The organism is Tessaracoccus pujii (assembly GCF_054483895.1).
Genome location: NZ_CM137012.1, coordinates 2,150,651 through 2,171,677 on the forward strand (window position 1 = coordinate 2,150,651; position 21,027 = coordinate 2,171,677).

At 69.6% G+C, this 21,027-nt stretch carries 11 protein-coding genes; 9 read left to right on the forward strand and 2 right to left on the reverse strand.

Features of this window, described 5'->3' with window-relative positions:
- Positions 1–28: 28 nt before the first annotated feature.
- The 5 genes from ACX1D0_RS10435 to ACX1D0_RS10455 all read left to right on the forward strand — a co-directional run bounded on the left by ACX1D0_RS10435 (position 29) and on the right by ACX1D0_RS10455 (position 6,290).
- On the forward strand, positions 29–970 hold the full coding sequence (locus tag ACX1D0_RS10435) for an ABC transporter permease (RefSeq protein WP_459017813.1): 942 nt from the start codon (positions 29–31) through the stop codon (positions 968–970).
- The gene (locus ACX1D0_RS10440; protein WP_459017814.1) at positions 967–2,766 is read left to right on the forward strand and encodes an ATP-binding cassette domain-containing protein; all 1,800 of its coding nucleotides are present in this window, start codon (positions 967–969) and stop codon (positions 2,764–2,766) included. The genes ACX1D0_RS10435 and ACX1D0_RS10440 overlap by 4 nt, the downstream gene beginning before the upstream one ends.
- Positions 2,763–3,623 (forward strand): ATP-binding cassette domain-containing protein, encoded by an 861-nt coding sequence (locus ACX1D0_RS10445; protein WP_459017815.1) that lies wholly within the window; start codon positions 2,763–2,765, stop codon positions 3,621–3,623. The genes ACX1D0_RS10440 and ACX1D0_RS10445 overlap by 4 nt, the downstream gene beginning before the upstream one ends.
- A 46-nt stretch (positions 3,624–3,669) precedes the next feature.
- Entirely contained in the window at positions 3,670–4,914 is a 1,245-nt protein-coding gene (locus tag ACX1D0_RS10450) for a glycoside hydrolase family 1 protein (RefSeq protein WP_459017816.1), read from the forward strand.
- 179 nt (positions 4,915–5,093) lie between these two features.
- Positions 5,094–6,290 carry a cytochrome P450 gene (locus tag ACX1D0_RS10455; protein WP_459017817.1) on the forward strand — a complete coding sequence of 399 codons (1,197 nt, stop codon included), beginning with the start codon at positions 5,094–5,096 and terminating at the stop codon, positions 6,288–6,290.
- On the opposite strand, the gene ACX1D0_RS10460 is transcribed toward ACX1D0_RS10455, so the two are convergent.
- Positions 6,277–6,456 carry a hypothetical protein gene (locus ACX1D0_RS10460; RefSeq protein ID WP_459017818.1) on the reverse strand — a complete coding sequence of 60 codons (180 nt, stop codon included), beginning with the start codon at positions 6,454–6,456 and terminating at the stop codon, positions 6,277–6,279. The two genes, ACX1D0_RS10455 and ACX1D0_RS10460, sit on opposite strands and share 14 nt — an antisense overlap.
- Positions 6,457–6,853: 397 nt before the next feature.
- Between ACX1D0_RS10460 and ACX1D0_RS10465 the strand changes: the two genes are divergently transcribed.
- From ACX1D0_RS10465 to ACX1D0_RS10480, 4 genes are all read left to right on the forward strand, one after another.
- Positions 6,854–7,309 (forward strand): SRPBCC family protein, encoded by a 456-nt coding sequence (locus ACX1D0_RS10465; protein WP_459017819.1) that lies wholly within the window; start codon positions 6,854–6,856, stop codon positions 7,307–7,309.
- Positions 7,306–8,889 carry a serine hydrolase domain-containing protein gene (locus ACX1D0_RS10470; protein ID WP_459017820.1) on the forward strand — a complete coding sequence of 528 codons (1,584 nt, stop codon included), beginning with the start codon at positions 7,306–7,308 and terminating at the stop codon, positions 8,887–8,889. The genes ACX1D0_RS10465 and ACX1D0_RS10470 overlap by 4 nt, the downstream gene beginning before the upstream one ends.
- Before the next feature lie 357 nt (positions 8,890–9,246).
- A complete protein-coding gene (locus ACX1D0_RS10475; RefSeq protein WP_459017821.1) occupies positions 9,247–10,836 on the forward strand; it encodes a peptide chain release factor 3 in 1,590 nt (529 codons plus the stop codon).
- A gap of 181 nt (positions 10,837–11,017) precedes the next feature.
- Positions 11,018–11,917 carry an NADP-dependent oxidoreductase gene (locus ACX1D0_RS10480; protein WP_459017822.1) on the forward strand — a complete coding sequence of 300 codons (900 nt, stop codon included), beginning with the start codon at positions 11,018–11,020 and terminating at the stop codon, positions 11,915–11,917.
- Positions 11,918–11,984: 67 nt separating this feature from the next.
- Here the strand turns inward: ACX1D0_RS10480 and ACX1D0_RS10485 are convergent, their stop codons facing one another.
- Complete coding sequence (locus tag ACX1D0_RS10485) at positions 11,985–20,846, reverse strand: SpvB/TcaC N-terminal domain-containing protein (protein ID WP_459017823.1); 8,862 nt, start codon at positions 20,844–20,846, stop codon at positions 11,985–11,987.
- Positions 20,847–21,027: the final 181 nt, after the last annotated feature.

Sequence of the window (21,027 nt, forward strand, 5' to 3'; positions counted from 1 at the left end):
CCCTCGAGAACCCTGGAGGGCGCATCTCATGCTCACATTCATCGCCAAGCGGCTGCTGACGGGCCTCGGCCTCGTCGCCGCGCTCAGCGTGCTGACCTTCTTCCTGCTGCAGATCGGCAACACCGACACTGCCCGCCGCATCGCGGGGCAGACAGCCACCGACGAGGCCGTGGCACAGGTGAAGGAACGGCTCGGGCTCGACAAGCCCGTGCTGGAGCAGTTCGCCTCATGGGCGGGCAACGCCCTCCAGGGTGACCTCGGCCTGTCGTGGTTCAACGGCCAGCCCGTGACCGACGCGATCTTCACCCGCGTCACGGTCACCATCTCACTCGCCGTCGGCTCGGTCTTCCTCACCGCTCTCATCGGCATCGTGCTGGGCGCGCTCGCCGCCACCCGGCGCGGATGGCTCGACCGGACCGTACAGATCATGGCGGTTCTCGGCCAGGCCATCCCCGGATTCCTCATGGCCCTGTTCCTGGTCATCGTGTTCGCCATCAACCTGGATTGGTTCCCCGCCACCGGCTACACGAGGTTCACGGTGTCACCCACCGAGTGGCTGCAGTCCATCGCCCTTCCCGTCGCGGCGCTCACCATCGGATCGATCGGCGGGGTGGCGCAGCAGGTGCGCGGTTCCATGATCGACGTGCTCGGCCGCGACTACGTGCGCACGCTCCGCAGCCGGGGCCTCCCCGCGCGGCGGATCGTGTACCGGCATGTGCTGCGCAACGCGGCGGGTCCCGCGCTCAGCATCCTCGGCCTCATGTTCGTCATCCTGTTGGGCGGGGCCGTGATCGTGGAGCAGTTGTTCTCCATCCCCGGCCTCGGCCCACTCGCCCTGACCAGCACGTCGAAGGGCGACCTGCCCATCGTGATGGGCATCGTCATCGTGACAGGCATCATCGTCACGCTCGTGAACACCCTCGTCGACATCGCTCAGGCATGGGTCAACCCGAAGGTCCGGCTGTCATGACAACACCCCTCGTCACACCGTCGGCGGCACCCGCCCAGACCCGGCCACCGCGCGGCACCCTGCTCAGGCGTCTCCTGGTTCACCCCCTGGGCGGGCCGGCGCTCATCTTCCTGGCCCTGGTCGCGATCGTCGCGGTGATCGGCCCCTTCGTCGCGCCGAACGACCCGTCCCTCACGTCGCTGAGGCGCATCTTCGCCCCACCTGTCGAGGATTTTCTCCTGGGCGGCGACTCCGCCGGCCGCGACATCTTCTCCCGGCTCCTGGTGGCCACGTCGTTCAGCATGGCGGGCGGGCTGCTGGTCGCCGCCATCGCCGCGACCATCGGGGTCACGGCCGGGCTCATCGCCGGCTACTTCGGCGGCTGGGTCGACTCACTGGGCTCGTGGTTCACAGCGCTGACCATGTCGCTGCCGGCGATCATCGTGCTCATCGCCGCCCGCGCGGTCATGGGGCCGTCGATGTGGGTGACGATGGCCATCTTCGGCGCCTTCATCTCCCCGGTGTACTACCGCGTGGTCTACAACTCCGTACGCGCGGTCCGCAACGAGCTCTACGTCGACGCGGCCCGCACCTCAGGCCTGTCCACGCCGAGGATCATCGGCCGGCACATCCTGCTCGCGGTCCGCGCGCCGGTCATCCTGTTGACCTCCGGCATCATCGCCGCGGGCATCGGCATGCAGGCCGGGTTCGACTTTCTCGGCCTCGGTGATCCCCTGACCCCGACCTGGGGCCAGATCCTCAACGAGGGCTTCTACAACATCAACCGCTCCGGCCTGCTGGTCGTGTGGCCGTCGCTCGCCCTCGGCCTGACGCTCGTCGCGCTCACCCTCCTCAGCACCGCCATCCGCGACGAGCTGGAGGGCACAGGCGAAGTCAAGCGCGGTCGAACCGCCTGGTGCGCCGCGACGGAGGCAGCGCCCGCGCCGTTGGCGCACGACGCGCCCGCCGCTGGACCGCTGCTGGAGGTGAACGGCCTCGCCGTGGCCTACCAGGGCACGACCACGTGGACGACAGTGGTGCACGACGCCCGCCTCACCGTGGCGCGCGGGGAGACCCACGGCCTGGTCGGCGAGTCCGGCTCCGGCAAGACCCAGACCGCCTTCGCGATCCTCGGCCTGCTGCCCTCGGGCGGCTCCGTCGTCGGCGGCTCGGTGGCCTTCGACGGGCAGGAGCTCGTGGGCCTGAGCTATGACGCGATGAACAAGCTCCGCGGACGCCGCATCGCGTACGTGCCGCAGGAGCCGATGACCAACCTGGACCCGTCGTTCACCGTCGGCTCCCAGCTCACCGACCCGCTCGTGATCGTGCTGGGGATGTCGCGGGCGGAGGCGAAGGAACGGGCGCTCTCGCTCCTGGAGAGAGTGGGCATCCCCGACCCCCAGCGCACCTTCGACTCCTACCCGCACCAACTCTCCGGCGGCATGGCGCAGCGCGTCCTCATCGCCGGCGCGGTGGCCTCCCACCCGGACCTGCTCATCGCCGACGAGCCCAGCACGGCACTCGACGTCACGGTCCAGGCGGAGGTGCTGGACCTGCTGCGAGACCTGCAGCATGAACTGGGCATGGCGATCCTGCTGGTCACCCACAACTTCGGCGTGGTGGCGGACCTGTGTGACCGGGTCTCCGTGATGCAGCGCGGCGTGATCGTGGAGACCGGACCCACCGTCGACGTGTTCCGCAACCCGCAGCATCCCTACACGCAGTCCCTGTTCGACGCGATCCCCTCCGGAGCACCGCGCACTCCCCTGCCGGGCGTGACCAGCTCCGGCAGTCTCGGCATCGGGAGCCTCTCATGACCCACCCCCTGCTCACCGTCGACGACCTGGTCGTCGAGTACCCCGGTCGCGGCTTCCGCGCCCAGCCGTTCCGCGCAGTCAAGGGCGTGAGCTTCGACATCCTCCCCGGCGAGACCGTCGGCCTGGTGGGCGAGTCCGGCTCCGGCAAGACCACCATCGGGCGGGCGATCCTGGGCCTGGCCCCGGTCTCCGGCGGCTCGATCGGGTTCCGCGGGGAGGACATCAGCCACCCCACGACCGCCCGCCGCCGCGAGCTGACCCGCGACATTCAGGTGGTCTACCAGGATCCCTACTCGTCGCTGAACCCGGCGCTGACCATCGGCGACTCGCTCACCGAGCCGATGATCGTGCGCAGGACGCCCAAGAAGGATGCCGAGCGACGGGTGCGCGAGCTCCTCGACCTCGTGCGGCTCCCCGCCGATGCCGCCCAGCGGATGCCGCGCGAGTTCTCCGGCGGCCAGCGGCAGCGGGTGGCGATCGCCCGGGCCTTGGCGCTCGACCCCACGCTCATCATCTGCGACGAGCCCGTCTCCGCTCTCGACCTGTCGACGCAGGCCCGCGTGCTGGAGCTGTTCCTGGAGATCCAGGAGCGGACCGGCGTGGCGTACCTGTTCATCTCCCACGATCTGGCCGTCGTGCGGGAGATGTCGCACCGGGTGGCCGTTCTGCTGCGCGGCGAGCTGATCGAGTGGGGCGACGGCGACACCGTCACCTCGGCGCCCGAGCACCCGTACACGCAGCGCCTGCTGCTGGCCTCCCCCGTGCCGGATCCGCTCCAGCAGGCCCAACGCCGGGCCGATCGGCAGCGCCTCAAGGCCGTCCACGCCGAGCAGGACCTTCAAGCCGGCGTGCTCTGAGCCTGCGGCCTCCTTTCCCATTTACCTCGTCAGAAAGAACACATCCATGAGCCAGATCAGCATGCCCTCAACCTTCCTGTGGGGCGCGGCCACCGCCGGCCACCAGGTCGACGGTGGCGACGTCGACGCCGACACCACCTTCCTCGAGAACGTCACCCCGACGGTGTTCGTCGAGCCCGCTGGGGTGGCCTGCGGCGCCTGGGAGCAGTGGGAGACCGATCTCGACCTCGCCGCTGACATGGGGCTGAACGCCTTCCGCTTCTCCATCGAGTGGTCGCGGATCGAGCCACGCCAGGGCGAGATCGACGAGTCGGCCGTCGCGCACTACTCCCGGGTGCTCGACGGGTGCATCGCCCGCGGGCTCGCGCCGTTGGTGACGCTCAACCACTTCACGCTGCCGCACTGGTTCGCCTGTCGCGGCTCGTGGTTCGCGCCGGACTCGGCCGAGCTGTTCGCTGCGTTCTGTGCGATGGTGACGGAGCGGCTGGGCGACCGGTTCGCGCTGGTGGTCACGCTCAACGAGCCCAACCTCCAGCACATCCTGGCCGACATGCTTCCGCCCGACATCTGGGAGCTGAGCGCCGCGACCCTCGACGCGGCGTCCGCCGCCGCCGGGGTGCCGCGGTACCGGGCCGGCAACGTCGCGAAGCTGGAGGAGATCGACGAGTTGGAGGACGGGTTCGAGGCAGCGCATGTCGCGGCCCGGGCCGCGATCAAGGCGGTGCGGCCCGACCTCCCCGTCGGCCTGTCCATCGCGGTGGCCGACGACGTGGCGCTGCCGGGCGGCGAAGCCCACCGGGACCGCGTGCGGACCGCCTGCTACGGGCGGTGGCTCGAGTTGGCGAAGTCCGACGACTTCGTCGGCGTCCAGAACTACGAGAGGGTCTGGTACGACGCTTCTGGTCGGGTGGCCGCCGGTCCGGAGGTGCAGCTCAACGGGATGGGGTCCCCCATCGAGCCCGGCTCGCTTGAGGGCGCCGTCCGCTACGTCGCGGAGGCGACGGGTGCCCCGGTGCTGGTCACCGAGCACGGCCTCTCCACCGAGGACGACGCCCAGCGGTGCGCCTTCATCCCAGAGGCCCTCGCCGGCCTCGACCGTGCGATCGCCGACGGCGTGCCCGTGCTCGGGTACTGCCACTGGACGTTCCTGGACAACTTCGAGTGGGTGTCTGCCTACGGCCCGAAGTTCGGCCTCCACGCCGTCAACCGCGACACATTGGAGCGCACGCCGAAGGAGTCGTCGGGGGTCTACGCCGCCGAGATCGCGGCCCGCTCGGCGGTCACCGCCTGAGGGGCTAGGAGAGTGGTGATTTGTGGAGGGTAGACCGTCCACAAATCACCACTCTGAAGGGCCGGTGACAGACCTGGGCCACTGGTCGAAGTGGTATCCCACGCCCGAGGCAGTGATGAAGGGGCGCCCGCCCGGCGGGATCATCCCCAGATTCCGCGGCATCCCCCTAGCCTGGAGGCATGAGCGCCGAGGCCGCCTGTCGCCGCATCTCCGTCAAGCCCGGGGAGGCGGACTCCCCGCGCGTCGAGCACGTCGAGGGCGTGTGGCGGATCCGCTCCACCGAGGCCGTCCGGCAGATCCTCCGCGAGCGCGACGCCACCGCCCAGGCCGGGTTCAACTCCGAGGCCATCCCCGAGGGCACCATGGCCAACGAGCCCATCCTGTTCATGGACGGCGCGCCTCATCGTCTCCAGCGCAGCAAGATCGCGCGATACTTCGCGCCGAAGACCGTGGCGGCCAGGTACCGCGAGCTGATGGAGTCGCGGGCCGACGCCCTCGTCGATGAGATGATCGCCACGGGTGAGGCACGGCTCGACGACGTGTCGCTGCGGTACTCGACGGAGGTCGCCGCCAAGGTGATCGGCCTGACCAACTCCGACCTCACCCGCATGGCCCACCGCCTGGAGCGGCTGTTCGACCAGCCATCCTTCGACCCGGCATCGACGGAGCCGGAGGGGCGAGTCGCGAGCACCGTGCGCCAGCTCCGCGGGAGCATCCCGATGCTCTGGTTCTATCTGTGGGACGTCCACCCCGCCATCCGCGAGCGCAAGAAGCAGCCGCAGGAGGACGTGATCAGCCACCTGCTCGCCGAGGGCTACGCCGTCCCGGCCATCCTCATCGAGTGCGTCACCTACGGCGCCGCCGGCATGGCCACCACCCGCGAGTTCATCTCCATGGCAGCCCTCCACCTGCTGCGCGACGACGACCTCCGCGCGCGCTACGTCGTCGCCGACGAGGCCGAGCGGTACGCCATCCTGCACGAGATCCTGCGGCTCGAGCCCATCGTCGGGCACCTGTACCGGCGCGCGCAGCACCAGTTCACGTTCACCGACGGGGGCCAGACCCACACCGTCGCTCGAGGCGACCTGCTGGACCTGTTCGTCCGGCAGGCCAACGCGGATCCCGCCACCGTCGGCGAGGCGCCGCTCGACATCTGTCCGGCCCGGCCGCTCCCCCGCGGCATCGGCCCGGAGGTGATGAGCTTCGGCGACGGCCCGCACAAGTGTCCCGGCAACGCGCTAGCCATTCAGGAGTCCGACATACTGCTCACCCGCCTGTTCGCCCGTCCGGTGCAGCTGATGCGGGAGCCGCGGCTCGGCTGGGACGACATCATCTCGGGCTACGCGCTGCGCGACGTGGCGGTCACCGTCGGCTGACGCCTCTCGTCACGGCGGTGGCGACGCCCACCGCAGGGCGCAGGGCGGTGAGATGACCGACGCCGGCCGCCGCCACAGCAGCGCCGAGCAGGACCCGTCCCGTGGCGCGGAGAACGCCCGAGCCGGCAGGGGTCGACGACGCGTTGGGCGTGGGATCGGCAGTCACGGGGGCAGCGTCCCACGGCGCAACAAATTGGGCGGTCAGTTCTAGGCCCGTCGCGCACACAGCACGGTGGACACAGGTGCCCTCCACACCTACTGATCGCGAAGCGCCCACCGCAACGAGGGGCCTCCTAGCCTAAGGCCAATCGTTCTGAGGAGTTGCAGACATGTGTCTGCTTGAGCCGGACACGGCTCACGACGCGGCCCGACGAGCCTGATCTGGACCTCAACGGCCCGATCCATCCAATTTGATCGATCCAGCCGCGACGAGATGCGCGTCCGGCTCAAGTCGGGATCCTGGTCGTGGTCGTCAGTGCCGTGGCTCTGACTCGACAACTCCGCGCTTGGCTCACAGGTGCGCAGCCCTTGACCGCGCACCCCCACCTGAGGAGCCTTGATACATGCAGAGCCGCCACCTCAGCCGCGTCATTCCGCGCCCCGCCGACGAGGTGTACTGCTTCGTCGCAAACCCCGACAATCTGGTCCGCTGGGCCGCAGGCCTGGCCCAAGGCGACGCGGTCCGGAAGGGGCCGGACCTCATCGTCGGCTCCCCCATGGGACAGGTCACCGTCCGGCTCGTGCCCGTCAATGACTACGGCGTCTTCGACCACGACGTGACCCTCCCGTCGGGCATTGTCGTCACCAACCCGGCCAGGGTCCTCCCCCACCCCGACGGCTGCGAGGTACTGTTCACCCTGCGCCAGCTGGACATGACCGACGAGGAGTTCGAGCGCGACGCCCGCGCGGTGGAGGATGATCTCGAACGCCTTGCGGCGCTACTTGAGGACCCTGACACGCCGCTGACGCTCCCTGATGATTCCGAGGCATTGCGCCGCAGCGTTCCTGCACGGACATGACCGGTCGGCAGCCGATCCGCGCCGCGGCCGCAGCGGCACGCCCTCCTCGATCCCTGGCCCAGTGGATAGCCTGGATCGCCATCGACGCCATGGCATCCGCGATGCTCGCGATAGCGGTGGGTCGTGAGCCTCCCAGCGCCACTCCCGCTGCGATCGGGCGCTGGGCATCGGCGGTGGAGATCGAGCAGTTCGCGCAGCGTCGCGCCGAGGAGCTGGACCTCGCCGGGCTCGCCCTGGTCGTCCTCCGCGACGGCGAGCCTGCGCAGGAGATCCATCTCGGCAGCGCCGGGGAAGGGCGCCCCGTCACCGGATCCACGCCGTTCGTCCTGGGATCGACCAGCAAGCAGTTCACCGCGCTCGCGGTCCACCGGCTGATCGACGGAGGCCTCCTGAGCCTCGACCGCCGCGTGGCCGACCTGCTGCCTGGATGGGCCTCCGCCCCCGCGAGTCTGAGCACGATCACCGTGCGCGACCTGCTCGGTCACACGTCGGGGCTGTCCACCACGACGGGTCTGGAGCAGTGGGGTTGGCAGCCGTTCGTCCCGGATTCAATCGCCACCAACGCCGAGCGCCTGGCCGACGCGGAACTCGTCGCAGCGCCGGGATCCGCGTTCGAGTACTCCAACAGCAACTACGACCTCCTCGGAGCCGTGATCGAGCAGGTGACTGGGATGCCGTTCGCCCAGGCGATGACGACGCTCGTGGCAGCCCCAATGTCGCTCGCCCACACCACGGCCTCCCCCGTCACAGTAGCCGCCGACGAGGTGGCAGCCGGGCACTATTCCTGGCTCCAGCTGGCCACAGTCCCGATGCCCGCTCCCTGGACACCTGGCGCAGTGCCGTCCGCGTTCCAGGTCTCGACGGCCGACGACCTCACCCAACTCCTCCGGGCGCACTTGGGCACGTTCGCGAGTCGCCTGCCACCCGAGACCCTCGCCTCTGCCCGGGCCCCCTTGAGCAACATCGACGGGTACTCGCAGTACGGATCCGGCTGGGTCGTGCGCCCACTGTGGGAGGCGCGTGACCACGCCGGGGATCCGTTCGCGCTGGGGCCGATCGAGCAACCGCTGCCTCGGTGTATCGACCACCTCGGCGGCACCTACACGTCACAGTCCTACCTGCTCGCCTGCCCGACGACGGGCTTCGGCCTGGTGGCGCTGACCAACACCGGCCCCGGCATCGACACGACGCGGTGGGCGAGGTTCACCAAGGAACTCACCCACGTCCTCCTGGGCACTACGGCGTCACACCGGTTGCCCAACCTCGTTGAGTCGAACGCTGCGCTGATCATTCTCGGCTCGCTCACGCTGCAGGCCCTCACCCTGGTTCGCCTCCTGGGTGCTAGGCGGGACAGGTGGCGGATTCGGGCGGGGGTCGCGGCGGCGGTGGCGGTCGCGGCCATGTGGGCGTGGTGGACGTATTCACCCCGCCGGCTTGGGTTCCGCATTCCCCTGTCGGCCTTCTGGGCCGGGGCGCCCGAGCTGGGCCTCGCCACGATCGCCACCACAGGGCTGGCGGCCATCACCCTCGCCCTCATCGCCAGGCAGCTCATCGGCGCACCGGCGGGAGGAGCCGGATAGGTTCCGGAACGTCGCCAGTGCGCGATGGCCCCTTGGCCTCCGGCTTCCGGGAGGGCCTCGGCATGAGCCGGACACGGCATTTGCGAGGCCCCCGCGAGCCTGATCTCGGTCTCGCGACGAGAATCTGCGATTTTGATCGTTCCACTCCCCGCGACAGCAGTCTCAGGCTCAAACCACCACCGCGACAGCCGTGTCCGACTCAAGCCACCACCGCGAAACGAGTGTCCGGCCGTCGGATGCTCATGTCCTCCGCATCAGTGACGGGTTCGGGGCAGCAGGCCCATGCCCGCTCCCGGCTCCTCGCCGCGCACGGTATATTCGAACGCTGGTGCGCGCACCAGGATCGGGAGGGACAACATGAGCGACGACATTGCCGCGCAGGCTGCTCGGCGCCGGACGTTCGCGGTCATCAGCCACCCGGACGCAGGCAAGTCCACCCTCACCGAGGCCCTCCTGCTCCACGCCAGGGCCATCGGCGAGGCGGGAGCCACGCATGGCAAGGCCGGCCGCAAGGCGACGGTGTCGGACTGGATGGAGATGGAGAAGGACCGGGGCATCTCCATCAGCTCCTCCGCCGTGCAGTTCCGGCATCACGACGCGGTGATGAACCTGGTCGACACCCCGGGGCACGCCGATTTCTCGGAGGACACCTACCGTGTCCTCACGGCGGTCGACAGCGCAGTGATGCTCCTGGATGCGGGCAAGGGCCTCGAAACCCAGACCATGAAGCTGTTCGAGGTCTGCCGCTCGCGTCGGATTCCGATCATCACGGTGATCAACAAGTGGGACCGGCCCGGGCACGACGCCCTCGCCCTCTTCGACGAGATCGAGAGCCGCACGGGGCTCCGCCCCACGCCCATCACCTGGCCGGTGGGTATCGCGGGCCACTTCCACGGTGTGATCGAGGTGGCCACGGGTGATTTCATCCGGTTCACCAGGACACCCGGCGGCAGCACACTGTCAGGCGCGGACCGGATGGATGCTGCGGCGGCCCATCGCTTGGTCGGTGACGACTGGGACCGCGCGGTGGAGGAGGTGTCACTGCTCGCCTCCGACGACTACGCGCACAACCAGGCCGCCTTCGAAGAGCAGCGCACCACCCCTGTCCTGTTCACCGCGGCGGCGCTCAACTTCGGCGTCGGCCACCTGCTGGACACCCTCGCGCGGCTGGCTCCCGCGGCGGGCTCGCGCCCGGATGCGGTGGGAAGCCGCCGCGCGGTGACCGCCGGTTTCAGCGCCCAGGTGTTCAAGGTCCAGGCGGGCATGGACCGGTCCCACCGGGACCGGCTCGCGTTCGCGAGGGTCAATTCGGGCATGTTCCACCGCGGCGAGGTGATCACCCACGAACCGACGGGCCGGGCCTTCGCCACCAAGTACGTCCACAGCGTCTTCGGCAGGGACCGGGACACCATCGAGGTGGCCTATCCGGGCGACATCATCGGGTTGGTGAACGCCGGCGACGTGCGCGCAGGTGACACGCTCTACTCGGGCGAGGCGGTGGCGTTCCCCAAGATTCCGGCCTTCGCACCCGAGCATTTCCGCGTCGCCAACGCCAAGGACGTGTCCCGCTACAAGCAGTTCCAGCGCGGCATGACCCAGCTGGATCAGGAGGGGGTGATCCAGGTGCTCTACTCGGATCACCGCACGCGCCGCTCCCCCGTGCTGGCCGCCGTCGGGCCCATGCAGTTCGAGGTGGTGACCCACCGCATGGAGCGCGAGTTCGGAGCGGCAGTACACCTCGAAACGCTCCCGTACACCTTCGCGCTGCGCACCACAGCAGACGACGCGCCGGTGATCGACAGGCGTGCCGGGGTGGAGGTGGCCACCCGGGAGGACGGTGTCCACCTCGCGCTCTTCACGGACAAGTGGCAGGTCAGCGGGGTCCGCCGCGACCACCCGTCCATCGTGCTGGAGCCGATCGTGAGCGGAACCATCGACGCGTCCTGACGGTCCGTGTCGAGCGACGCGGAACACGCGCGTTTGTTGCGGGGTGCGCCATCGCTGTCCGCGTGGATCGACCGCGAGCCAGCAGCGTCATTGACACGCGGGCCCACGACTCCGGAAAGTCCTCTTAACACGGGCATTCCCCCGCTCCGCCCGGGTCATGCCAGCCGACAGAGGACACCACATGCGAGCAGTGCGATTTCACCGGTACGGGGACCCGCAGGTCCTCACCCTCGAGGATGCCCCCGAACCGCACCCGGGACCGGGGCAGGTCCGGGTCCGCGTGCACGCGACGAGCGTGAACCCCGTCGACTGGAAGATTCGGGCCGGCTATCTCCACGAGGTAATGCCGGTCACCTTCCCTGCCATCCCGGGAACCGACGCCGCCGGCATCATCGACGAGGTCGGCGAGTCGGTGACCGACGTGAAGGCGGGAGACGCGGTCTTCGGAATCGCCCAGGGCGGAGCGGCCGAGTTGGCGATCCTGACCGCGTGGGCACCGCTGCCAACCAGGTGGAGCCTGGAACAGGGGGCAGCCGCCGGCCTTGCCTCCACCACGGCCATCGAAGGACTGAACGCGGTCGGCCTCGCGTCGGGTGACACGGTCCTCATCGAAGCGGCCTCCGGAGGCGTCGGCGTCGCGGCCGTCCAGATCGCCATAGCCAGGGGCGCAACCGTGATCGGGACCGCCAGCGTCGTCAACCACGACTTCCTGTGCTCGCTGGGCGCCACGCCGGTGACGTATGGCGATGGACTTGCCGAGCGGGTCGCCGACGTGGCCCCCCAGGGGATTGACGCTGCCCTGGACCTCGCGGGCTCGGGATCACTTGCCACACTCGTGGCGATCGTCGGCGATGCCTCCCGCGTCGCCTCTGCAGCCGACTTCAGCGCCCCGTCGCTCGGCGTGGCGCTGATCGCCGGCACCGCCAACGCGCACGCGAACCTGGCCCTCGCCGCGGAACTGGGCGAGTCGGGCGCATACATCCCACACATTCAGGCCGCGTACCCGCTGGAGAAAGTCGCCGAAGCGCACGCCCACGTCCAAGCGGGCCACACCCAGGGCAAGGTCGTCCTGACCCTCTGACCCGCCGCTGCCCCACGGTGACCTCTTGGGTCGGTGGGCCCGTCGGTTCGACGGGCCCACCGGTGCGTCAGGCGCCCGAGGAGTCCGCCGCTCCGTCCACCGAGCCGGCATCGGCACCGCCCAGCGACGCGCTGGTCGAGCCGCGGCTCATTCCGCCACCGTCGCTGAGGCTGTCGGCCCGGCTCGCGGTGCCGCCGGCCAGCCCCGACGGGCCGGTCGCCGAGACGCCGTCGCCGAGTGATCCCTCACCCGCGTCGTCGGCTGCGCCGCCCGCTCCGAAGGCCGCCGGACCGGTGTCCAGGGCCGGTGTCCCCGCGCCCGGTTGAGGGCCGGTCTGGCCGCCGAGACCGACGTTGGTGGAATCGTCGGTGCTGTCGGCGCCGTTCCGGTCGCCGGCGCCCTTGTAGACGGTCTTCTGCGTGATCCCGATGAAGGCCGAGACCTTCACGTCCTGGAGCTTCCAGCCGTCGGAGGTCTTCACCATGTTGACCTGGATCAGCGGCTTCATCTCATAGTTCTCCGAGAACGCCTGCAGGCTCTTGGCCTGCTCGGAGCCGGCCATCTTTGCCAGCGGGAACCACAGCCGCGACCCGCGATCCGTGTCGGTCTGCACGCCCGCGTCGGTGGCCGACGGGGTCGTGGCCGTCAGGCCGGTCGAGGACAGGCTGCCCCCGGCGACGTTCGGCGCCAGGCCTCCCGGGTCCACCAGCCGCAGCGGGCTGGACTCGGCATAGGTGTAGGCCGGCAGCAGGGCGGGGTCACCCTGAACCGCGGACGGGTCGGTGTAGAGCATCGGGTCCGGGCTGTAGAACATGCCCTCGCGAGGCTCGTACCAGCGCGCGCCCAGGTTGAGCAGGTCTCTCACCTCGTCCAGGTAGCCGCCCACATACAGGTACGGGGTGCGATGGACGGTCGAGTCCTCCCGGATCCACGGCTCACCGCCGGGGAAGTACTCCCAGTGCTCGAAGACCTTCCCAATGTCGTCGGTGACGACATTGGTCGAGCCCTGGAGATCCTTGGTCAGGTAGTACTGCTGGTGCTCGAAGTCGCCGTCGAAGGAGCGCTTCGTGGCCATCCGGTCGTCGCCGGCCCAGATGTGCTTCCACGGGACCGCGCCGTTGCGCACGGTGTACCAGCGGTTGACGAACGAGGTCTCCCCGTCCGGGCCCCGCTCGAGCGCGCGCCGGCCGTCGGAGTCGTAGGTGTAGGTGGTCGTGTCGCTGCCGTCGTCGAACTTGGTGATCCGGTCCTCGGCGTCCCACGTCATGGTCCGGGTCTCCTTGGTGGCGGCGTCGACCCACTTCGCCAGGTTGCCGTTGCGGTCGTAGGTGTAGGTTCTCCGTCCGTTCTTGGTCAGCTGGTGCGGCCCGGCGCCCGCGTAGTCCATCGAGAAGGTGTAGTTGGTCTCCGCGGGCAACAGCAGCTTGCCCTTGCCCGACGCCTTGCCGATGGAGTCGCCCTGCTTCTTGGTGGCGATGTTGCCGTGCTGGTCGTAGGTGATGTCGAGGGCAAACTTGCGAACCTTGTCTGGGGCCACGTCGGCGCGGCCGGTGGCGCTGCTGAGTCGGTAGTAAGGATCGTAGGCGTACTGCTGCGAGCTCGGCCCGACGAAGAGGCTGGTCGTGACCGGGGGAACCTCGTTGTCCATCGAGACGACATTGCTGGCCTTGTCGTAGCCGTACGTCAGGTTCTGGACATTGCGGACCGGAGTGTCGGTGGAGATAGTCTCCGGGCGGCCGATCCAGTCCATGCCCCACTGCGTGCTGACCCCGTTACCGGTGTCGCGCAGCCGTCGGTCGACGAACTGGTCGTACTCCTGGCGCTCCAGGTACTCGTACGAGCAGGTGAGGGCCTCGTCGGAGATCACCTTGGTGCGCGCCGTGTGCCCGACGGCCGTCGGGAACAACAGGTTGCCGTTGATGCCGCGCTCCACGGTGTACAGGTACTGGCCCGGGGTGGAGGTGGCGACCCGGTCGGTGACCCGGAGCTGCTCGTCCTTCAGCCAGATGGTGAACGGCAGCGAAGGAGCCGAGTCCGACACCTCGGTGACCGTGATGGTGGTGGCCTCCGCGGTGATGGCGACGGTGAGGGAGCCCAGTTGGGTGCACTCCTTGACCCCCAGCATCGCGGTGAGCTGCCCGGCGCTGTCGTAGTCGTGCGACAGCACCTCCCCGTCGGGGTAGGTCAGCTGGTCGATGCGGCCCAGCGAGTCGTAGCTGAAGCCGGTGGTGAAGGTCAGCTTGGCAAGAGTGTCGGGGCTGAGGTTGTGCGCCTTCATGGTCGTGACCTCGGTGGCCACGTTGCCGAGCGCGTCGTAAGTCAGCGTCTGGCTGCGCGCGCCGTCCTCGACGCCGACCACGCGGCCCGCGCCGTTGCCGGGTGCCCCGGACGCGCCGTAGGTGTACGCGACGTCCGGCGTGGAGGCCGGATAGTCGATCGTCGCCAGACGATCGAAGTCGTAGCGGTAGGCGATGCTCTGGCCGTTGGCGGCCAGGTTGGGCGTGGTCTCCGTGACGACGTTGCCCGCGGGATCGTAGGTCATCTCGCGCCGCCCGCCGTCGGGGGTGTTTGTCGACAGGCGCCGGCCGAGGCCGTCGTAGCTGTGGCTCGTCTGGTTGCCGGCGTTGTCCACCACCGCGGTGAGCTGACCGAGCTTGTCGTACCGGTAGCGGGTCCGGATCGGGTCTGCCGTGGCCGGGATGTCGTCGCCGACCAGCAGGTTGCCGCGCACGTCGGTGTAGGTCACCTGCTGCTTGCCTGCCGTGGCGGTGCCGCCGCCCGCCAGCGCCGAGTCGTACGCGATCGGGTCCGTGACGGTGGTGAGGAACAAGTCGACTGGAAGTCCGGTGGTGGATCCGAACCCGTGGTCGATCGTCGTGATGATGGGGTCGGAGTTGTCCTCGCCGTAAGGCAGCTCGACCTTCGACACCTGATCGAGCAGCGTGTACGAGGTCAGCGTCGGGGGGTACGGGTCGGTGGCCGCCTGGTAGGTCGTGAAGGTGCCCAGGGGTTCGATCGTGGGCCACCACTCCTTGATCTCGCGGCCGAGGGCGTCGTACTCGATCGCACCGGCGACCAGCACCTGGTCGACGGCCGGCAGCGTCGGGTCGTCGTTGATCATCGTGTAGTCGCGCTTGGTCTGGGTGACCCGCGCCATGCCGTCGACGAACGCGACGGTGTCGATGGTGTCGCCGGGGTTGAAGCGGTCGTGGTGGCGGGCGATCGCGTACCCGTAGGCCGCGGCCGTGGGCGCGTATTCGTAGGCGACCGTCGGCGGGCCGCCGGGGTCCTGCTCGTTCGGGCTGCGGACGGTGGCCAGGCGGTTGAACGCGTCGTAGGTGTAGCGCGTGGCGTTGCCGTTGGCGTCGACCCGCTCGGTGACCAGGCCGGCGGCCGAGAACGACGCCCGGGCGGTCAGGCCGTGGCTGTCGGTGACCTCGGCGACGTCGGTGTGCCGGTCCGCGTCGTAGACGTAGTCCACGACGTAGCGGTCCCCGTCGGCGTTCTCGGGGTAGGCCACCTGGTTGTAGCTGCCCCACGCGTCGAAGGTGAGGTCGGTGATGGCGTCGGTGTCGGCGTCGATGCGCTCCTCGATGTGGATCGGCACGGCGTTGAGGCACAGGTCGGTCGAGCCGTCGCGGTACCGGAGCACGGTGTCGGCGTGGTCGAGCACCGTGAAGGTGGCTGCGGTGGCCACCCAGGAGGTGTCGCGGCAGTCGGGATAGGTGGTGAGGGAGACCAGGTCGTCGATCGGATCGGCCGCCTGCCCGTGATCGACCTGGCGCACCGGGTTGCCCAGCGCGTCGTACTCGAAGGTGTTCTTGAGCGACGTGCCGAGGTCGCCGTCGGCGTCGAACCAGGACTGGAGCACCTGGGTGCGGACGACGCCGCGGCTGTCGTCGAGCAGGGCCAGGGCCAGGGTGCCATCGGTGGGCGTGATGACGGGGTCGGGTGTCGCGGCGGGGATGGTGGCTGCACCGGCCTCAAGGGTCGTGGCCACCCACGTGGAGTCCGTCCGGGAGATCGGCGTCCCGTCGGGGGCCTGCATCTCCTGGCTCTCCAGCAGCCCGGAGTCGAACACGGTGGCGTTGCCATAGGTGCTCACCGTGCGTCGCAGCACCGCACCCCCGGGACCGTCGAGTTGTTCCTCGACGATGGTCCGGTAGCCCATGAGCTCGCGCTCCACCTTGTCGAACCGGTTACCTTCGTAGCCGAAGGTGGTGGCGTGCGCCGGGCCGTCGCCGGGGCGGCCGTCGTCCACCTGGACGCTGGTCATCAACCACAGCGGCAGGGGCTGCTCGGGGGTGTTGCCGTCGCGCTCGTAGCCGAGGCTGATCGTGCCGCCGAGCGGGTTGGTGACGCTCTTGAGCAGGTTGGTGCGGCCGCGGTTGTTGGCGCGCACGGTCATGGTGCCGTCCTCGGTACTGAGGACCGAGTCGGGGTTGCCGTCGCCGTCGACGTCGGTGAGCTGCACCTGGCTGGATGACAGGCTGTGGTCGAAGCTGGCGCCGGGGTTGACGATGATGTAGCAGCCGGCCAGGCACAACGGCCCGATGGGGATGGTGAAGTCGAAGCCGCCGCCGAGCCCGCGGCTGCGGTCCTGGGAGGCCTGCTGACCGAGCGGGATGCTGCCGATCAGGTCGACCTTGCCCTCGACCATGTCGCCGTAGTCCACCTCGGACCGGGCGCCGCTACCGGAGGCGAAGGCCACCCGGGTGCCGTCGTCGGTCTTGCGGACGCGGTCGAGGACGCCGTCGCCGTCGACGTCTACCCAGGAGTAGCGGGCCTGGTCGATGCCCTCGTTGAAGGACAATCCGCCGGAGAACTCCTTGTTGTTGAAGTTGAACCCCATCAGCGGGCCGACGGAGCCGGAATAGGACTCGCCGTTCTCGAACCCGCCCTGGGACCACTGGACCTCCGTGGGGGAGAAGCTGTGGCCCAGGTTGAAGCGGACGCGCACGCCTCCGCCGCCGGCCAGCACCAGGTCCGGCAGCGAGTCGCCGTTGACGTCGGCCAGCTCGCGCTCCAGCGGGGCGGAGGTGTCGAGGTCCATCTGCGAGATCGAGTCGCCCCAGTCGGAGTTCACGCCGCCGCCGGGGTTGGTGAACTGGGCGGTGACGCCGAGGGAGCCGCCCACGTTGGCGCCGGACTCCTGCGTGTCTGCGGGCTCGCCCTGCTGCGCCGAACCGGAGGTGGTGGCCTTCTTCGAAGTGCCGCTGGTGGTGGCGGTGTCCTGCGCGGTGTTGGCGTCGCCCTTCGAGTTGCCCTTGATGTCGATGGCGGTGCCGTTGAAGCCACCGCTGATCGCGAACGTGGTGTCCTGGCCGGCGACGTCCGGCCCGGAACCGGATCCGGGGAGGAATCCTCCGCGCGGCGTGGTGTAGGTGATCCGCCCGGGGGCGACGACGTCGGGGAAGCCGTCGGCGTTGACGTCGACGTAGTCGAGGAGGCCGAAGCTGGGCCCGGCGCCGAAGGCGGCCGTCAGCGGCCCGATTCCGGCCACCAGGCCGAAGATGGGGGCCGAGAGGCCGACGCGGCGGACGGCGCGCACACCGGCGCCCGCGCCCGTACCGGGGGCGCCGGTGACGCCGATGCTGTCGGAGCCGGTGCGCGAGCTGGAGGCGAAGTCGGCGCCGCCCACCAGGTTGTCCTTGAGGCCGCGCCAGACCGGCACGGGCTCGGTGCTCCCGGGCGTGCGGAGCAGGTAGGCGACGTAGGGGTAGGACTCACCCTGGGCGGGGTCCTTGTAGCTGGAGTCGTTGAAGCCCGTGGGCTTCGAGGTCGGGTAGTCCGACTGCTGGAAGACGAAGGCCTGCTCGCTGAGGGGGTCGGTGGAGCGGTTGTCGCCCTCGTAGTCGGCGTTGTAGCCGGCGTAGGCCCAGCCGCGATGCGCGATCGGGAAGATCCCCTGCCGGCCGGCGGAGTTGAGCGTCTCGGGCACGTCGAGGCCATCGTCGGCGCCGCCGTCGGTCCACGTGAGGGTGACGTCGTTGCTGGTGATGCGCTCGGAGAGGTCGGGATCGCGGACGGTGAGGTCGAACCAGTAGTCGTCGCCGGATTCGAGCGCGACACCGGTCAGTTCGGTGCTGCCGCCCAGTGGGCCGGCGTCGAAGGTCTGCTTGGCCAGCACCTCGCCCAGCCCGGACGCGGTGCGCCGCTTGACGGTCAGGGTCACCTGGCCGGGCTCCGCATCCACGAGCGCGACGACGGAGGCGTTCACCGTGACCTCACGGTTGAGCGTGGAGGTCCAGGGCGCGCGGGGGGCGGTCTCGTCGGTGGTGGGATAGAGGTCGATGTCGTAGGGCAAGTTGAGTTCGAGGGTGTGGTCGTCGTCAAGGCCGTCGCCGTCGAGATCGCCCAGGACCACGACCGGATCATCCCCGTCGAAAGCGGCTGTGTAGTAGAGCCGGGGCGCGAAGGACAGCACGGTGGGGTCGATCGGCGAGTCGGCCGCGATGCGGACCACCACCTTGTCAGCCACCAGGGCGTCCTCATCGCCGGTCGGGGCGGCGACGGTGAAACTCTCGTTGAGTTCAATGTCACCCACTAGGTCGGCGGCGACGGGGACCGAGGCGACGGCGATGCCGTTGCGCAGGACAAGGAGTGTCAGGTCGTCGCTCGTCGGGGCGGACTTGGTGAGCGTCCCCTCGACCTTCACCGTGCCTCGGAGCGGCATGAGCACCGGGGTGTCGGGGCGGCCGGCGAGCGTGAACTCGTCAGCCGACACGAACGCGGTCTGGCTCAGATCGTTGGCGTCGGTGGGGAGATCGCCGAGCGAGGTGTAGGTGATCACCGGCGCCCACTCGACCCGGTCGTTGGCGCCGTCGTCGACGGAACCGACGCGGAAGTACACGGCTTCGCCGCGCTGGACCGTCGGGGTGAGGGCCGGCGGGGTGGTGCTGGCGCCGGCGGTGAGCAGGTTGGCCGCCCACAACTCGTCGGAGCCGTGCTGGATGGCGAGCCGGACGCCGTCGCCGACGTGGCCGTCGTCCAAGGTGGCGGTTCCCGTGATGCTGACGGTGCCGGCGTAGGGGGCCACCCAGCGGCGCACGACGTCCTGGCGCGGGGAGTTGGCGCGCTGGAGCTCCTCGAACTCGGCGAGCTTCTCGATGTTGTCGAGGTCGACGGTGCCGTCGTCGATGGGCACGGGGGTGTCCCCGCTGTCGGCGCGGAACTCCGGGCCGGTCGCGGTCGGGGTGTTGAAGTAGACCTGTCCTGCGCTGACGTAGTCGGGCAGACCGTCGTTGTTCACGTCGGTGAAGTACTGCTCGCCGATGGTCACGTCAGCCGCGATGTTGAACTGCACGGTGACGCCGAAGTACACCTCAGGGCCTCCGGAGACGCCGATGTTGGCCTCCGTGGACAGGGTTCCGATGCCGACCACGTTGCGCGCGTCGCCGAACGTGCCGTCGCCGTTGTTGAGCCGGTACTGGACCCCGGCGCCCGTGATGTTCTTGCGGAAGACCTTGTCAGGCAGCATGTCGCCGTTGAGGTCGAGCATCTCGATGAGACCGCCGGTGCCGCTGCCGCTGATCGCGAGCGAGCCGCCGAAGGAGCCCGTCTTGGAGGGATTGGAGAGGTTGAAGCCCAGGTAGGCGTGGCCTCCGCCGCTGTTGGTCTCCGAGGCGCCCAGCGCGCTGAGCCCCACCGGGCTGAGCAGCGACTGGCTGAGGTCGTTGCCGCCGGAGTTCCAGGTCGCGTCGTCCGCGAAGCCGTCGTAGGCGCCGGAGGCGAAGGCGACCTCGTCGTAGTACTCAAAGGTGTGCGACCCGGCGACGGCACCGTCGTCGCCGAACTGCTCCACCTTCTCCAGCATGGACTTGCCGAACGGGGCCTCGTCGGCGTAGACGAGGTTCCAGCCCTTGACGAGTTCGTTGTAGGTGCGCGTGTCGCCGGCGGGGCTGCCGTGGCGCACCTCGATGCGGCGCAGCAGGTCCGAGGTCACCTCGAGTGCGCCCGCGGAGGCGTCCACGATGACGTCGGGCCGACGGCTCGGCACGGGCGACAGGTCACCGTCGCGGAGGAACACGACCTCGTAGGCCGGGTCGTCCGCGTTGCCGGTGCCCAGGGATCCGGTGTACAGGATCGAGCTCACGTAGAAGCCGCTACCCAGCGTGGCGTTGCCCGAGCCGACGGCGCTACCGGCGGGCTTGTCGTAGCTGATCCGCATGACGTTGCTGGAGATGTCGCGGACGCCCGACAGCCCCCAGCGCACCGCGTTGCCGCCGTCGTCGCTGAGGATCGCCTGCTCATCCCGCTCCCCCTCTGGTGTGCCGCCGTAGAAGCGGGTGGTGCCGTTCTTGTCGGTGACCTCCCACCAGTAGTTCGTCGGCGAGTCGCCGTGGCGGATGATCCGCTCCCACTCGGTCTCGACCCGACGGGTCCAGTCGGCCTTGTCGGCGACGCGGGGCTCGAACGGATAGGTGACCGCGGTGGGGCTGAGCTGGTCGCCGTCGAGGACGTAAGTCTCGCTCTCCACATTCCGGCCTTCGGCGGTGTCGCACAGGTCCCCCGCGGCCGGGCAGAAGAGCGGAGCGCCCCAACGGGTGTCGATCTCCACGCTCCCGAGCCCGAGATCCCAGCCCGTGCCCACCCAGCCGTTGCCGCCCGTCGAGTCGTAGACCAGCGACAGGGACGGCTCCACACCGGCCCGGCCGGCCGGCACGCTGAGCGGGTGGGACACGCTCGCTCCGCCCTGGTGATCGGCCTCAGGCGGCGCGATCAGGTCGAGGTTCTCCGTCGGATCGGCGAACTGCAGGCCCTCCAGCGCGTCCTCGCCGAGGTCGGCCGGCGTGATCTGCCCCGGCCGGGCCAGGGTGCCCGGCTCCGCCCCCGACAGGAGGTCTCCCTGCGCGGGAGGGGCGTTGAGCGTGCCGGTGGCGAGCACGACCACGCTCAAGGTCAGGGCAGAAAGGCGGGGCAGCTTCATGGTGAACTCCAGGGAGTGGGGCAAAACCGGATACCGCCTGCCCCCTGAAGTGTGGAGACCAGCGCCGTGCACCACTCTTTCGGCGCCAGAGAGTCAAGACAATGGGCCTAGGTCGCCTATCGGTCCGCCGCCACCCACCACAGGCGCCGCGACCCTCGTGTCGCGGCGGGGCCAGGGTCGC

Coding starts and splice junctions, on each gene's coding strand:
- ACX1D0_RS10480 (WP_459017822.1), top strand. CDS start 11,018: ATGCGAGCAGTGCGATTTCACCGGTACGGGGACCCGCAGGTCCTCACC.
- ACX1D0_RS10470 (WP_459017820.1), top strand. CDS start 7,306: ATGACCGGTCGGCAGCCGATCCGCGCCGCGGCCGCAGCGGCACGCCCT.
- ACX1D0_RS10485 (WP_459017823.1), bottom strand. CDS start 20,846: ATGAAGCTGCCCCGCCTTTCTGCCCTGACCTTGAGCGTGGTCGTGCTC.
- ACX1D0_RS10435 (WP_459017813.1), top strand. CDS start 29: ATGCTCACATTCATCGCCAAGCGGCTGCTGACGGGCCTCGGCCTCGTC.
- ACX1D0_RS10450 (WP_459017816.1), top strand. CDS start 3,670: ATGAGCCAGATCAGCATGCCCTCAACCTTCCTGTGGGGCGCGGCCACC.
- ACX1D0_RS10465 (WP_459017819.1), top strand. CDS start 6,854: ATGCAGAGCCGCCACCTCAGCCGCGTCATTCCGCGCCCCGCCGACGAG.
- ACX1D0_RS10445 (WP_459017815.1), top strand. CDS start 2,763: ATGACCCACCCCCTGCTCACCGTCGACGACCTGGTCGTCGAGTACCCC.
- ACX1D0_RS10455 (WP_459017817.1), top strand. CDS start 5,094: ATGAGCGCCGAGGCCGCCTGTCGCCGCATCTCCGTCAAGCCCGGGGAG.
- ACX1D0_RS10440 (WP_459017814.1), top strand. CDS start 967: ATGACAACACCCCTCGTCACACCGTCGGCGGCACCCGCCCAGACCCGG.
- ACX1D0_RS10475 (WP_459017821.1), top strand. CDS start 9,247: ATGAGCGACGACATTGCCGCGCAGGCTGCTCGGCGCCGGACGTTCGCG.